The 14,282-nt window shown below is 60.8% G+C and carries 11 protein-coding genes and 2 pseudogenes; 5 read left to right on the top strand and 8 right to left on the bottom strand.

Going from position 1 to position 14,282, the window contains the following annotated elements:
- Positions 1-19 precede the first annotated feature (19 nt).
- From AC1D3C_RS04740 to AC1D3C_RS04720, 5 genes and pseudogenes are all read left to right on the top strand, one after another.
- Positions 20-907 (top strand): ABC transporter substrate-binding protein, encoded by an 888-nt coding sequence (locus AC1D3C_RS04740; protein ID WP_046606595.1) that lies wholly within the window; start codon positions 20-22, stop codon positions 905-907.
- The gene (locus AC1D3C_RS04735; protein ID WP_040125263.1) at positions 904-1,830 is read left to right on the top strand and encodes an amino acid ABC transporter permease; all 927 of its coding nucleotides are present in this window, start codon (positions 904-906) and stop codon (positions 1,828-1,830) included. The genes AC1D3C_RS04740 and AC1D3C_RS04735 overlap by 4 nt, the downstream gene beginning before the upstream one ends.
- The gene (locus AC1D3C_RS04730; protein WP_477482098.1) at positions 1,827-2,606 is read left to right on the top strand and encodes an amino acid ABC transporter ATP-binding protein; all 780 of its coding nucleotides are present in this window, start codon (positions 1,827-1,829) and stop codon (positions 2,604-2,606) included. The genes AC1D3C_RS04735 and AC1D3C_RS04730 overlap by 4 nt, the downstream gene beginning before the upstream one ends.
- Positions 2,607-2,675: 69 nt before the next feature.
- Positions 2,676-3,860: a M20 aminoacylase family protein gene (locus AC1D3C_RS04725; protein ID WP_040125267.1), complete on the top strand. Its 1,185-nt coding sequence runs from the start codon at positions 2,676-2,678 to the stop codon at positions 3,858-3,860.
- A gap of 270 nt (positions 3,861-4,130) precedes the next feature.
- A pseudogene (locus tag AC1D3C_RS04720) lies at positions 4,131-4,968 on the top strand (IS110 family RNA-guided transposase); the annotation flags it as partial.
- On the opposite strand, the pseudogene AC1D3C_RS04715 reads toward AC1D3C_RS04720, so the two are convergent.
- The 8 genes and pseudogenes from AC1D3C_RS04715 to AC1D3C_RS04680 all read right to left on the bottom strand — a co-directional run.
- Positions 4,965-5,253: pseudogene (locus tag AC1D3C_RS04715) on the bottom strand (IS6 family transposase); the annotation flags it as partial. The pseudogenes AC1D3C_RS04720 and AC1D3C_RS04715 sit on opposite strands and share 4 nt — an antisense overlap.
- 706 nt (positions 5,254-5,959) lie before the next feature.
- Positions 5,960-7,420, bottom strand: coding sequence for a M20 family metallopeptidase (locus tag AC1D3C_RS04710; RefSeq protein WP_051900579.1), 1,461 nt, complete (start codon positions 7,418-7,420; stop codon positions 5,960-5,962).
- A gap of 16 nt (positions 7,421-7,436) precedes the next feature.
- Positions 7,437-8,684, bottom strand: a complete 1,248-nt coding sequence (locus AC1D3C_RS04705) for a M20/M25/M40 family metallo-hydrolase (RefSeq protein ID WP_040125270.1) — start codon at positions 8,682-8,684, stop codon at positions 7,437-7,439.
- A 2-nt stretch (positions 8,685-8,686) separates the two neighbouring features.
- Positions 8,687-9,703 carry an ABC transporter ATP-binding protein gene (locus AC1D3C_RS04700; RefSeq protein ID WP_040125863.1) on the bottom strand — a complete coding sequence of 339 codons (1,017 nt, stop codon included), beginning with the start codon at positions 9,701-9,703 and terminating at the stop codon, positions 8,687-8,689.
- Positions 9,704-9,711: 8 nt separating this feature from the next.
- Positions 9,712-10,713: an ABC transporter ATP-binding protein gene (locus AC1D3C_RS04695; RefSeq protein WP_477482359.1), complete on the bottom strand. Its 1,002-nt coding sequence runs from the start codon at positions 10,711-10,713 to the stop codon at positions 9,712-9,714.
- Positions 10,713-11,627, bottom strand: a complete 915-nt coding sequence (locus AC1D3C_RS04690; protein WP_040125271.1) for an ABC transporter permease — start codon at positions 11,625-11,627, stop codon at positions 10,713-10,715. Before AC1D3C_RS04690 ends, AC1D3C_RS04695 begins: the two co-directional genes overlap by 1 nt.
- Positions 11,627-12,601 carry an ABC transporter permease gene (locus AC1D3C_RS04685; protein ID WP_040125273.1) on the bottom strand — a complete coding sequence of 325 codons (975 nt, stop codon included), beginning with the start codon at positions 12,599-12,601 and terminating at the stop codon, positions 11,627-11,629. Before AC1D3C_RS04685 ends, AC1D3C_RS04690 begins: the two co-directional genes overlap by 1 nt.
- Before the next feature lie 63 nt (positions 12,602-12,664).
- Positions 12,665-14,245: an ABC transporter substrate-binding protein gene (locus AC1D3C_RS04680; protein ID WP_477482097.1), complete on the bottom strand. Its 1,581-nt coding sequence runs from the start codon at positions 14,243-14,245 to the stop codon at positions 12,665-12,667.
- Positions 14,246-14,282: the final 37 nt, after the last annotated feature.

The raw sequence follows: 14,282 nt of genomic DNA, 5'->3' as shown, positions 1-14,282 counted from the left end.
GTAAAAAAGGGGAATGAACATGTCGCATAAGAAACTCATCGCTCTCGCTCTCGTCAGCGTAGCACTTGCGGGCGTCGCCAGGGCGCAGGACGCATCCATCAAGCTGGACGTCAACAAGGCGCTCCACGATCGCCTGCCGGAAGACATCAAGTCCGCCGGCAAGATGATCTCCGTCAACAACGGTTCGTTCCCTCCCTACGAAATCGTCACCGGCACCGATATGACAGGCGCTAGTGCCGACCTGACCGATGCGCTCGGACAGGTTCTCGGCGTCAAGATCGAGCATGCGACTGTCGGTGGTCTGCCGGCCCTGCTGGCCGGCGTTAACGCGGGTCGTTACCAGTTCGCCTTCGGGCCGATCGGCGACTACAAGGATCGCGAAGCAGCAAGCGACTTCGTCGATTGGGTTCAGGAATTCGTCGTCTTCGCCACTCTCAAGGGCAATCCCAAGGGCATTGGCTCGCTGGACACGTCCTGCGGCCAGCGCATCTCGGTCATGGCCGGCGGATCCGCCGAACGGGTGATCAAGGCACAGTCGGACAAGTGCAAGGCTGACGGCAAGGAACCGGTGGAGGTCCAGTCCTATACCGACCAGCCGGCATCGATCCTGGCCGTCCGTTCCAAGCGCGCAGATGCCTTCTTCTCCTCACAGGCGCCGCTGACCTATTTCGTCTCCCAGGCGAACGGCCAGCTGGAACTGACCGGCGTCGGCCAGAAAAACGGCTTTGAAGACATCTTCCAGGGCGCCGTCGTGCCGAAGGGCTCACCGCTCGGCCCGCTGTTCGTCGATGCCATCAAGGTGCTCATGGACAATGGCACCTATGCCGCGATCATGAAGAAATGGGGCCTCGAAAACAACATGATCAAGCAGCCTGGCCTCAACCTTGGTGGGCAACTTCCCAAATGAGCACCACCAACAACAACAACGCAGCGCCTTCGGGCGCCGCGGACTTCCGCGATGTGGCGACGGCTCACACGCCTTTCCGGGCGGGCCCTCTTGCCCTCCGGATCGTGATTGCGCTGGTCGTCATCGACTTCGGCTGGATCGTTGCCGCTAATGAAAACTTCGGCTGGCCGGTTGTTGCCCAGTATTTCTTCGATCCGACGGTTTTGAACGGTCTTTACGTCAGTCTTGGCCTCACCGTGATCGCCATGATCCTCGGCGTCGCGCTCGGCTTGGTGATCGCGATCGCGCGTATGTCGTCCGACAAGCTGGCAAGCTCGTTCGCGTCGCTGTTCATCTGGTTCTTCCGCGGCACGCCGCTCCTTGTCCAGCTGATTTTCTGGTACAACATGTCGACGTTGTTTCCGGCGATTTCGATTTCCATTCCCTTCGGTCCGACACTCATCAGTTGGGACACCAACTCGGTGATTACCCCGATGACGGCGGCGATTGTCGGCCTCGCACTCAACGAGGCTGCTTATATGGCAGAAGTCATCCGCGGCGGCCTTCTGTCGGTTGACCGCGGTCAGACCGAAACGGCGGAAGCCTTCGGCATGACCAAGGCGCGAGCCCTGCGGCGGATCATTATTCCGCAGGCGATGCGTTCGATTGTGCCCCCGACCGGCAATCAGCTGATCAGCATGATCAAGGCGACGTCGATCGTCAGCGTCATCGCCATGGCCGATCTGCTTTACTCGGTGCAATCGATCTATAACCGCACCTTCGAGATCATCCCGATGCTGCTGGTCGCGGTCCTCTGGTACCTGCTCATCACCTCGGTGCTGAATATCGGTCAGGGCTATATCGAAGCCTATTATGGTCGCAGCGACCGCCGCAATGGCGCCACGCCCAAGCCAGCAGCTGTCACAGAGGAGGCAAGCCATTGACCATCGTCGATACCACCAGGCCCCTCGTCCAGGCTCGTAATGTCCACAAGTCCTTCGACCGGCTCGAAGTGTTGAAGGGCATCGACCTCGACATTATGCCGGGGGAAGTCGTGGCCGTTCTGGGGCCGTCCGGCTCGGGCAAATCCACCTTCCTGCGCTGTATCAATCACCTCGAAGATATCCAGAAGGGGTATATCGAGGTGGATGGCGAGCAGATCGGTTACCGCGTCAAGAACGACCGGCTGGAAAGGCTGTCGCCCAACGGCATTGCCAGACAGCGTCGAAAGATCGGCATGGTGTTCCAGCAGTTCAATCTCTACCCGCACATGACGGTCTTGCAGAACATTATCGAGGCGCCGGTCGGCGTTCACGGTCAGAGCCGCAAGGATGCCATCGAGAACGCCAAGCGCCTTTTGGAGCGGGTCGGTCTGTCGGAGAAGGCACATGCCTACCCGCGGCAGCTTTCCGGCGGCCAGCAACAACGCGTCGCAATTGCCCGCGCGCTGGCGATCAAGCCAAAGCTGATGCTGTTCGATGAGCCAACCTCGGCGCTCGATCCGGAACTGGTCGGCGAAGTGCTGGCGACGATGCGGGACCTGGCAAAGCAGGGTCTTACCATGATCGTCGTCACCCACGAGATCAGCTTTGCGCGTGAAGCGGCCGACCGGGTGGTGTTCATGGACGGGGGGGTGGTCGTCGAACAGGGAAAACCGGAAGACGTGATCGGCAACCCGCAGCATACGCGCACACAGGCTTTTCTGTCGCGCTTCCTGTAAATCCTCCCCGACTAACCCCGGCCGAAAGGCCGGGGTCTTTTGTTCAAAATCTGAAAGTCTGGATATTCCATGCCTAGCCAAGACAATCTCTACGCCCGCATCGCCGATTTCGACTCTATGGAAGCCGAGCTGAAGGCGACCCGCCAGCATCTCCATGCTCATCCGGAACTCTCTTTCGAAGAGGCCGAAACTGCCCGATACGTAGCCGAAAAACTCGAAAGCTGGGGTTACACGGTAACTCGCAATGTCGGCGGTCATGGGGTTGTGGCGACGCTCAAGAATGGCGAAGGCACCCGGAGCATCGGTATCCGCGCCGACATGGATGCGTTGCCGATCGAAGAAGAGACTGGCGTCGCCTATGCCAGCACCGTGCCCGGCAAGATGCATGCGTGTGGCCACGACGGCCACACCACGGTTCTGCTCGGGGCCGCTGAATATTTGGCGCGCACCAAGCGCTTCAACGGCACAGTGACGCTGATCTTCCAGCCTGCTGAGGAAGCAGGCCAATTCAGCGGTGCGCAGCGGATGATCGCTGACGGCCTGTTCGAACGCTTTCCGATCGACGCTATTTTTGGCCTGCACAACCATCCCGGCATGCCGGCCGGCACGCTGCTCACCCGAGCCGGCCCGATGATGGCCGCCGGCGACACCGTCAAGATCACCGTCACCGGCAAGGGCGGACATGCCTCGCGTCCGCACCTGACCGTCGATCCGGTCCTTGTCGCCTGCAATCTCGTGATGACGTTGCAATCGATCGTCTCGCGCAATGTCGATCCGACCCAGACGGCGGTCGTCACGGTAAGCACCATTCATGCCGGAGAGGCATCGAACGTCATCCCTAATAATGCCAGGATTTCGATGAGCGTGCGCTGTTTCGATCCGGCGATCCGCGTTTTCCTCGAGGAGCGCATTCGCAAATTGACGGCAAGCGTTGCCGAAGGGCACGGCGCCACCGCCGAGATCGAATACGAATACGGTTATCCCGTTGTAGTAAATTCCGAGGAGGAGACGGCCTTCGCACGCGAGGTCGCCGAGGAACTGGTTGGCACCGACCATGTCTCGACCTGCCCGCCTCTGCCCGGCAGCGAAGACTTTGCCTATTTCCTTCACCATCGTCCCGGCAGCTTCCTGCGGCTTGGCAACGGCAAAAATTCGCAGATCCTGCATTCATCAAAATACGACTTCAACGATGGCAGCCTGACCACTGGCGCTGCGATGTGGGCACGCCTGGCCGAGCGTTATCTCAACGTATGAGGCCGTCTGAAAAATAGAGTTTCGGCTTGAAAAGAATCGAACAAAACTGGCTCGGGAAAATCTGCACAGCGGGGATAAATGGAATTTCTGCCTGACTTTGGCTTAGATGCCGGAAACAGGAGATACCATGACAAGACGACCGCGCCGGAACCATAGATGGTGTAACGGGCGGTGCCCAGCCAGCCGGGTTTGAAGGTTTGGTGGTCCCTCACAATGATGGCGTCGCGGAGTCAGGATTGGCCTGCTGCATAACATCACGGAGAGGCGACCATGAAACAGCATGCCGGAATCGATGTCCCGTTGGAATATTCAAGTGTGTGCGTGGTGGATGCGGATGGCCGCATCGTGCGTGACGCACCGTGCGTGAAGCAAAGGTGCTGAGCGAGCCCGATGCGCTGATCGCCTGGTTTGCCAATCACGGCGTGGCAATGGAACGAATCGGTCTGGAGGCCGGTCCCTTGTCGCAATGGCTCCATGCCGGGATGGCGAAGGGGTCTGGCGGTCGAACTGATCGAGACACGACACGTGCGTGCGGCCTTCAAGACGATGCCTGTGAAGACCGACAAGAAGGATGCACGGGGCATCGCGCAGTTGATGCGGCTTGGTTGGTTCAGATCGGTCCACTGCAAATCTGTTCCGGCCCAGGAGGTGCGTGCCCTGCTGACCGCCCGCATGCTCATCCGGGGCAAGCTCCACGACATCGAGATGAGCATCCGGGGCATTCTTCGCGGCTTTGGCCTCAAGCCGGGCCGGCGACGCGGCGCACCTATGCGGCACGGATCCGCGAGCTTGTTGAAGGTCATCCGACACTGGAGGCGATTGCCGCGTCGCTGTTGAAGGTGCGCGATGCGCTCGCGGACGAATTTGCAGGGTTGAGCGCAAGCTGCGTGCCATCGCCCGTCAAGACGATAACGCACGGCGGCTGATGATGACACCCGGCGTTGGTGTCCTGGTAGCACTGACATTCGTGTCGGCCGTCGACGCTCCCGAGCGTTTCCGATCATCCCGAGCGGTGGGGCCGCATTTCGGATTGACGCCGAAGAAGTATCAATCGGGTGAGACCGACTATAGCAGCCGCATCTCGAAGATCGGCGATGTGAGCGTGCGGCGGGTCTGGACGATCTCGTCGAGAACGTAGCCGTCCTGATCAACCAGGCGCCAGAGCCAGTGTTTCCGGCCACCGATCGTCACAACCACCTCGTCCAGATGCCAGATGTCGCTCGGGCTTGGCGGCTTCCGACGCAAGCGACCGGCATAGTTCGAGCCGAATTTCTTCGCCCAACAACGGACTGTCTCATAGGAAACGATGACGCCGCGCTCCAATAGCATTTCCTCCACCAGGCGCAGGCTTAACGGAAATCGGAAGTAGAGCCAGACCCACATGGGCGATCACAGCAGGTGGAAAACGATGCCGTTAGTAGCTGACAGGGTTCTGGTTCATGACAGCCAGATAGCCGCTATATCTTTCAGCTGCAGTTAACCTGACATCACCCTTGGAAGGTGGCCGCCGCGACGGGGCTTGCCGATATTGGTCGACCCATCTTGGCTGCGGCAGTCATGTTTGCGTTGTCGATCTCCCCCGAGACGGCGAAGATTACCATCCTGATCTCCGCTGTGCCGTAGTTTTTTTTCGGCATTCTCTTTAGCGTGCATTATCGCCTTGACTACGCGGCAACCGGATCGATGGTCATAGCAAGCACCTTTTCAGCATCGTCACGCTGGCAACAGTCATAGCGTTGCTTTCAACATTTTAGGCTGCGGCTGACACCTCCCGCTTCGCCCAAGCGCACCAAAAGGCCACTACAAGATTGACGTGCTCCCAGCCTCGCAGCTTGGCAAGGAAAACCCGACATCAACTACAGCCCCACGCACGGTACGTTCCATAGCCGGGCAGCGAAGGGATGACGAGGTCGAACGCATCTTCTTGTCTGCCGCCGAAGCGCGGACACTCAGCCGTTCGTGGGGATCCGGAGTCCCGGTGAACGTGCGCGAACTCGTCGCCGCGGCCGGTCGGCGGCCTGAATGGCCTTGCGCTCGGCAAGGCTTGAGATCGACCAGCTGCCGAGCCCCCGGGTGAGCCCCGTCTTTGTTCGAACTGGCTATCTCCCGGCTCCGGTTGGCGGCTCGCTGCCTTCCGGGAGCGGGCTCTGATACGCCCGGCCACCGCGCCGTCCGTGCAATTCTTTCTTGGCGCGCGACAGCAATTCCGGATCGGCAATCGCCCTTGCACCGGTTGCCGCCATCACCTTGGCGGCCGTGACCATGGCCTTATGGGCAGCTGGCAGCTTGCCTTGCGTCACGGTCTGCCAGGCATGGAACGGCGTGCCGATCGCCGCGGTCGCCGTCAGGCACTGCGCGGTGGGGACGACCCAGCTCACATCACCCACATCCGTCGAACCAAAGAGCAGGCCGGGCTGTGCCGGCAGCGGCAGAATACCATCATGCAGGGATTTCGGATAGTCGGTCGGCCCGCCGAAGGCTTCAGCGCTCGCTCGGACGTCGTCATCCGTCAATGCGGCGGCGCGTAACCTGTCAGCAAAATCGAAGTCTGTATTATCGAAATCGGGGGCACCCAGCCTCGTAAACTGCTCATGCATCGCCTCCTCCAGGGTACGGTTGGGGAGGATATTTGAAGTGGCGCGGTCGAACACCATCTCGACCTTCGTCTCGGTCATGAGCGCAGCACCCTCGGCGATCTTGCGCACCCGCTCGAAAAGGTTGCGGACATCGCTTAGCCTTGGCGCACGGACCAGGTAGAGACCTTCTGCGGAAGCCTGGACGACATTGGGAGAAATGCCGCCGGTCTGGGTAATCGCATAATGCACACGGGCATCCGAGGGCATGTGCTCGCGCATATAGTTGATGCCGACATTCATCAGCTCGACCGCGTCGAGAGCGCTGCGACCGACCTGCGGGCTCATCGCAGCATGCGCCGCACGACCGCTGAAGCGGAAATAGGCCTGGATATTGGCAAGAGTTGAAGAGGACATGACGGCGTTGTAGACGCAAGGGTGCCAGCAGACGGCGGCATCAAGATCATCAAATGCGCCTGCGCGCACCATGTATGTCTTGCCCGATCCCCCCTCTTCGGCAGGGCAGCCATAATACCGGACCCGTGCCTTCACACCGCTTTCGGCCAAGGCGTCACGCAGGGCGACCGCCGCAAGAAGGGAAGCCGCCCCCAGGAGATTGTGATGGCATCCGTGGCCATTGGCGCCCGGCTCGGCAGCCCGCTGCTCCGTGATGCCGGCTTCCTGGGAAAGCCCGGCCAGAGCATCGAACTCTCCAAGGAACCCGATCGCGACCTCACCTTGACCAGCCTCGGCCACGAAGGCGGTCTTCATTCCCGCAATGCCGCGGGTGACGCGGAAGCCTTCAGCTTCCATGGCGGCAATATGCTCCTCGACCGAGCGGAATTCCTCGAAACGCAGCTCCGGCGTACCCCAGACGCGATCGCTGAGATCGATGAAGGCCTGAGCCTTGGCGTCGGCGCAGCGTGAAATATGGTCGGCGTCGAGAACGTCATTGCGCCATGTCGCTTCAGCCTTGTCGTCCCGCATATCGGTTATTCCCTGATCACTTCAGAATATCGGCGCCTGCGCAGGCGAGCATCACGGCCAGTCCCACAGACATTTCCGGAAGGGTCGTCGCCGGATCCACGTCCGTCCACTCGTTCAGCGTATGGGCGTCGCCACCCTTCCCTCCCCACGAAAAGGTAACGGCTGGAACGCCGAGGCTCATGGCGACATTGGCATCCGTCGAAAACGAGCTGAACACCGGCGTCTGCCCAATCGCTGCGATGGCGGCGGCCGCGGACTGTGTCAACTCACCCTCGGCGGTGACGCCGGCAGGCCGATCACCAATCAAGACGATCTCGACTGCAATTGCGCCCTTGTCGATCGAGCGGCTGTCGTTCTCGACGTGACACGACTGCAGCACGATATCGCGAAAGCGGGTATCAAGATCCGCCAGCTGCGACGCCGAATTGGAACGCAGATCCACCATCAGCGAAACTTCCGAGGGGATTGCATTGACGGAACTGCCGCCTTTGATCACGGTGGAACTGCACGTCGTCTTCGGATCATCCGGCAGGGAAAGACGCCCCAGTTCGACAACCGCGCGGGCGGCCGCAATCATCGGATTGACGATGCCATGGTCAGCAAAGCTATGGCCACCTGGCCCTCGGAACGTCACCCGGTAGCGCTTCGATCCCGTTCCTGCGGAAACGACGGTATTGGCGGGCGTCGGGCCGTCGAGGCATATGAGAGCCGCAATGCGGTTGCGATAGCTGCTGTTGGCAAAGAAGTGCCGCATGCCACGCAGATCGCCCTCGCCTTCCTCGCCAACACTCGCCAAGACGAGAATGTCGTCCCGAGTCTCTATTCCGGCAGCATCGAGTGCGCGGAGATAGGCCAGGATAGTGGCGAGGCCACGGGTGTTGTCGCCGACGCCCGGGGCGGACAGACGAAAGCCTTCGCGCCGGACGGTAACATCCGTCCCCTCGGGAAACACGGTATCGAGATGAGCCGAAACCGCGATCATGCGCCCTCCGAAAGCCTTGCCCCGGCGAAGTCCCGTGACATTGCCGATGGAATCGATCGCGACGTCCTCCAGACCGGCCGCTTCCAGCATGCCCCGGTATGCCTGCCCGCGGACCTCTTCCTTGAAGGGAGGCGCCGGAATTTCGGTGAGCGTCACGAGCTCGCTGATGAAACGCTCATGCGTCTGTGAGAGAGAGTTCGTTGCAGCCCTGAAAGACGCGCTGGCGAGGAGCGTCGGGATCGCAGTGTGTCCGGCGAGCGAGGTGGTTTTAAAGGTTTGCATGGTCAGGCCGCTTGGTTGAGATGACAGGCCGAAAGGCGTCTAGGGCCAATCGCTTTGAGTTCGGGAACATCTCGCCTGCAGCGATCCGTCGCGCTCGGGCAGCGCGGATGGAACGGACAACCCGACGGAGGATCGAGCGGCGACGGCAGCTCGCCCTGGATCGGTTTGTAGTCGCGCTCGGCGGCTTCGAGCACCGGCAACTGTTCCAGCAGCAGCCGCGTATAGGGATGATTGGGCGTGGAAAACAGCGCCTCGGTCGGCGCGATTTCCACCACGCGGCCGAGATACATGATGACCACCCGGTCGGAGATATGTTCGACGACGCCCAGATTGTGCGAAATGAACAGATAGGTCAGGTCTAGCTCGTCGCGCAGATCCATGAAGAGGTTCAGCACCTGCGCCTGGATCGATACGTCGAGCGCGGCGACCGCCTCATCGCAGATAATCAACGATGGCTTGACCGCAAGAGCACGGGCAATGCCGATGCGCTGCCGCTGCCCGCCGGAAAACTGGTGCGGGTAACGGCTGGCATAGGCGCCGGAAAGTCCGACCTTCTCCATCAGGTCGACGACGTAGGCCCGCTGCTCGGCCTTGCGGATCAACCCGTGGGCGACTGGTGCTTCACCGATGATATCGACCACGCGCATGCGCGGATTGAGCGAGGCGAACGGGTCCTGAAAGATCATCTGGACGCTGAGCGCAAAATCCCGACGCTGCTCGGGCGTCATCGCCGAGGACGAAACCCCTTTGTAGCTGATGGTGCCGGCGCTGATACTGCTGATGCCGGCGATCATCCGGGCCACGGTGGACTTGCCACAGCCTGACTCGCCGACGATCCCGACGACCTCTCCCCTTCCGATGAAAAGATCGATGCCTGCGACGGCGCGCACGTCGATCCTCTTGACCCTGGCGCCAAAGAGGTTGGCGATATGCCCGGCCACGCCGACCGGCTTCGTGAACGTCTTGGCGAGGGAACGTAGTTCCAGCATCGGTTCCTGCTGGTTTTTTTCTGTCGTCATGTCCTGTCTCATAAGGCTGGGTTCCAGCAACGCACCGATTTTCCGCCCGGCAACAGCGTCGGTTCGGGTGCGACCAGACATTCGGGTGTCGCCCTTTCGCATCGTTCGCGAAAGGCGCAGCCCTGTGGCAGGTTGAGCAGCGACGGGGTCATGCCCTTGATCTGGTGAAGTCGGTGGCCACGCGTGGCATGCGATGGGACGGAATCGATCAGCCCTTGCGTGTAGGGGTGCAAAGGCCTCTTGATTACGTCGGCAGTCGTACCCGTCTCGACGATGCGGCCGGCATACATGACCGAGATACGGTCGGCGAGACCGGCAACGACAGCGAGGTCGTGGGTGATCCAGATAAGCGCGGTGCCAGTCTTGCGGCAAAGCTGCTTCACCTCATAGATGATCTGGCCCTGGATCGACACGTCGAGCGCGGTCGTCGGCTCATCCGCGATGATGAGCTTCGGCTTGTTGATGAGCGCGATGGCAATGGCGATACGCTGCCGCATGCCGCCGGAAAGCTCGTATGGATAGGCTTTCAGGCGTTCATCGGGAGATGGAATGCCGACCTGCACGAGCACATCCCTGGCCCGCCGCCGGGCTTCGGCCGTGCTGACCTGCGCATGCGCCTGGACCGTTTCGATCAGCTGCGTGTCGATGCGCAGGACCGGATTGAGCGTCATCGACGGATCCTGGAAGATCATCGCGATGTCGTTGCCGCGCAGTTGCCGGCGTGCCTCCTCGCCCATCAAGACCAGATCGGAACCGTCATAGTCGATGCTCCCGTCTACGATACGGCCGGGCGGATCGATCAGACCCAGAATGGAGAAACCGGTGATCGACTTGCCGGAACCGGACTCGCCGACAAGCCCGAGGATTTCACCGCGACCGAGTTCGATATCGACCCCGTCGACCGCTTTCACGACGCCTGCCCTCGTGGCGAAATGAGTTTTCAGCCCCTTGATCGAGAGCAGCGGCTTCTGTTTGGCCGTCAGCGCTGCTTGCATGCCGTTAACGTCCATCACAGGGCATTCCTCGGATTGAGAATGTCGCGAAGGTGATCGCCCACGAGATTGATACCGACGATCCCGAGAGCGAGCGCGATACCCGGAAAGAACGAAATCCAATACTGACCGGACAGCATGAATTCGAAACCGTTGGCGATCAGCATGCCGAGCGACGGCTGCGTGACCGGAACACCGACGCCGAGGAAGGAAAGGGTCGCCTCCAGCGCAATGGCGTTCGCAAGATCGATCGTTGCGATGACGATCAGTGGCGGAAGACAGTTCGGCAACAGGTGCCGGGCGATGATGCGCCGCCAACCGAGGGAAAGACAGCGGGCCGCGAGAATGTATTCGCGATTGCGCTCCACAAGGGCGGTGCCGCGCACGGTCCGGGCAAAATAAGCCCATTGCACGATGATGAGCGCGATGATCACCTTGTCCAGCCCCTGGCCGAGGACCGAAAGCATCACCAGCGCCACGAGGATCGCCGGAAAGGAAAGCTGGATATCGACGATGCGCATCAACAGGGCGTCCAGCCAGCCGCCGAAATAGGCAGCGCAAAGGCCGACCGTCGAGCCGATCAGAAGTGAAACCGTGACGGACAGGAAGGCAACCAGCAGGCTCGTCCGCATGCCGTAGAGAACGGCGGAGAGCACGTCACGGGCCTGGCTGTCCGTACCCAGCCAGTAGGTGATGCCGCTGACCTCGGCGACGCTGCCGGGCGACATCTGCGAATCCAGAATATCAAGCGCACCGATATCGTAAGGGTTTTGAGGCGCGATCCACGGCGCCGCAAAGGCTGGAATGGCAAGCAGGATCATCAGGATCAGTCCGGCCACAGCTAGTTTGTTTTCCCTGAACTGGACCACAAAGCGGTGGAAAGGCGAATCCTCGACGGTTGTCGTGGGTAAAACGGTGGTTGGCGTGCTCATCAGTCGCGCACCTTTTCGCGGGCACTCGGATCGATCGCCATGTAGAGAATGTCGACGACGAGGTTCAGGATCACCAGGAAAAACACCATCATGATGAGGTAGGCGACGACCACGGGGCGATCGAGGGTGATGATGGAATCGATCAGCAGCTTGCCCATTCCGGGCCAGGAGAAGACGCTCTCGGTGACGACCGCAAACGCGATCGCCTGGCCGAATTCCAAACCTGCGACAGTGATGATCGGGATGAGGATGTTCTTCAGCAGGTGGACGTTGAGAATGCGAGAGGGGCGCAGACCTTTGGCGCGGGCGAATTTGATGTAATCCATCGGCAGGATTTCGCGGGTGGCCGCTCGAGTGACGCGGATCATCAGCGCGGCCTTGGCCAAGCCGAGCGTGAGCGCCGGCAGCGCCAGATGCTGCCAGCCATCGATCGTCAATATGCTGAGTGCGACCGGACCGACATTGACGGTTTCTCCACGTGCCGAGGCCGGCAGGACACCGAGATAGACCGCAAACAGCATGATCAGCATGAGGCCGATCCAGAAATTCGGCAGGCTGAAGCCGAGAATCGAGCCCGTCATGATCGCCTTGCTGGACGGCGCCTTCGGCCGCAACCCGGCCAGTATTCCCAGGGGAACGCCGACGACGACGGAAAATGTCATGGCAACGATCACGAGTTCGACGGTGGCGGGCATGCGCTCGATGATCAGTTGCAGCGCCGGCTGACCGGTGAGAAAGCTGCGACCGAAATCACCCTGCGCGGCATTTCCAAGAAACGTCAGGTATTGAACCCATATCGATTGATCGAGGCCAAGCGCCTTGCGCAGCGCCTGCCGTTCGATCTCCGTTGCCTCGGGGCTGACCAGCATCGAAGTCGGATCACCGATCAGGTAAAGGCCGACGAAGACCAGGACCGACATGACAAGGATCACGCCGAGCGCCTGAAACAGTCGGTTGATGATAAAAACGGGCACTCGCCTGTCCTTCTTTCGCGTGTTCCGGTCTGCTGCGCATCGCGAAGCAGGCCGGAAACTTGATTACTTCGCGGACGTGACGTCCTGAGGCAGGGTATACTGATCGGCGCGAGCAGCGTAGCTCAGGCCCTTGCGCAGCGCCCAGACCGGCACTTCGAAATGTACCGGAATGATGCCGTAGTCGGACAGAACCATCTCGTCGGCCTTCTGCAGCAGCTCTTTGCGGGCTTTGTCGTCCATCGTGGCGGATGCCTTGTCGAGAAGCGCATCGAGGTCCGGATTGGAATAACGCCCGCCGTTCGACGTGCCCGACCCCTTGGACGGCTCACGGGTTCCGACCAGTGACCGCAGCGTCGTGGACATCTCCCCAGTGGAATTTCCCCAGGCGGCGAGATAGGCGCTGTATTCGAAATTGTCGCGGCTCTTGAAGAACACCGGCGGAGCGGCGGCTGCAACTTCGGCTTTGACGYCGGCACGCGTCCACATGGCGGCAATCGTCTGGGCGACGCGGGCGTCGTTGACGTAGCGGCCGTTCGGAGTGCCAAGCGTGATCTGGAAGCCGTTTGGATAGCCTGCTTCGGCGAGCAGGGCCTTGGCCTTGGCAGTGTCGACTACCGGTGCGGCCTGCCGCGCCTTGACCGCGCCGAACATCGGCTCGGGCAGCAGGTCGCCTGTTGCGACGGCGACGCCGCCCATCACCCGTTCGGCGATCGCCTTGCGATCGATGGAAAGCGAAAGCGCTTCGCGGACCCGCTTGTCCATCAACGGGTTCTTGTTGCCCTGGCCGGGGATGCCGGGGCTTGGTTCGCCCTTCTGGTCGAGAGCGATATAGACGATACGGGTACCGGGAGCTTCCGCGACCGAGAGCCTGGGGTTCGCCTTGAACTGCTCCAGGTCCGTCGTCGGCGGGTCTTCCATCATGTCAATGTCGCCGGACAGGAGGGCCGCAGCGCGGGCCGCCGGATTGGTCATCGGGCGATAGATCACCCTGTCCCATGTTGCCGGCTTGCCCCAATAATTCGGATTGCGCTCCAGAACCAGATCCGCGCCCTTTTGCCAGGAAACGAACTTGAACGGGCCGGTGCCGACAAGTCCTTCGCCGCGGTTGAACTCGACGGTCGTTTTGCCTTCCGGAGCCGGGCCGGATGCAGCTGCCTTCGAAAGGATCGGCAGGTTGGCAATGTCGGTGACCAGCAGCGGATAGGGCTGTTTGGTAGTAATGCGCACCGTGTGCGCATCCGCTGCTTCCACCTTGGCGATCTGGCGGGTGAACAGCGTGAAAGCCGTCGGGCTGTTCGGAACCTTCGGGATCCGGTCGAACGTGAAAACCACGTCATCGGCGGTCAGCGGCGAGCCGTCGGAGAACTTTGCATCCTTCCGCAACGCGAATTCCCAAACCGTGTCGCTGGTCGGCTTCCAGCTCTCGGCCAGTGCAGGCTGCGGCACCAGTTTCGCGTCCATCATCACAAGCGGATCGAACATGGCGAAGGTCACTTGCACGTTCGGCACGAGAACGTGGAACTGCGGATCGAGCGAAGACGGTTCCGATTTGACACCGATCTTCAGATCCGCCGCAGAAAGAGACAATGCGCCCGCCAACAGGAAAGCTGCCGAAGTGGCCAGCCTGGTTGTCACGAAATTCATGATTTCCACTCCATTTTCTGTCTTCGGTTTTTTTATT

This window comes from Neorhizobium sp. P1_A6, from assembly GCF_056406795.1.
Note: the sequence above shows the minus strand (reverse complement) of the source record. Positions and strands in the feature narration are given on the sequence as shown.

What these genes read in the sequence shown, in the direction of transcription:
- AC1D3C_RS04740 (WP_046606595.1), top strand. Translation starts at nt 20, where the DNA reads ATGTCGCATAAGAAACTCATCGCTCTCGCTCTCGTCAGCGTAGCACTT.
- AC1D3C_RS04735 (WP_040125263.1), top strand. Translation starts at nt 904, where the DNA reads ATGAGCACCACCAACAACAACAACGCAGCGCCTTCGGGCGCCGCGGAC.
- AC1D3C_RS04725 (WP_040125267.1), top strand. Translation starts at nt 2,676, where the DNA reads ATGCCTAGCCAAGACAATCTCTACGCCCGCATCGCCGATTTCGACTCT.
- AC1D3C_RS04710 (WP_051900579.1), bottom strand. Translation starts at nt 7,420, where the DNA reads ATGCGGGACGACAAGGCTGAAGCGACATGGCGCAATGACGTTCTCGAC.
- AC1D3C_RS04705 (WP_040125270.1), bottom strand. Translation starts at nt 8,684, where the DNA reads ATGCAAACCTTTAAAACCACCTCGCTCGCCGGACACACTGCGATCCCG.
- AC1D3C_RS04700 (WP_040125863.1), bottom strand. Translation starts at nt 9,703, where the DNA reads ATGACGACAGAAAAAAACCAGCAGGAACCGATGCTGGAACTACGTTCC.
- AC1D3C_RS04695 (WP_477482359.1), bottom strand. Translation starts at nt 10,713, where the DNA reads ATGGACGTTAACGGCATGCAAGCAGCGCTGACGGCCAAACAGAAGCCG.
- AC1D3C_RS04690 (WP_040125271.1), bottom strand. Translation starts at nt 11,627, where the DNA reads ATGAGCACGCCAACCACCGTTTTACCCACGACAACCGTCGAGGATTCG.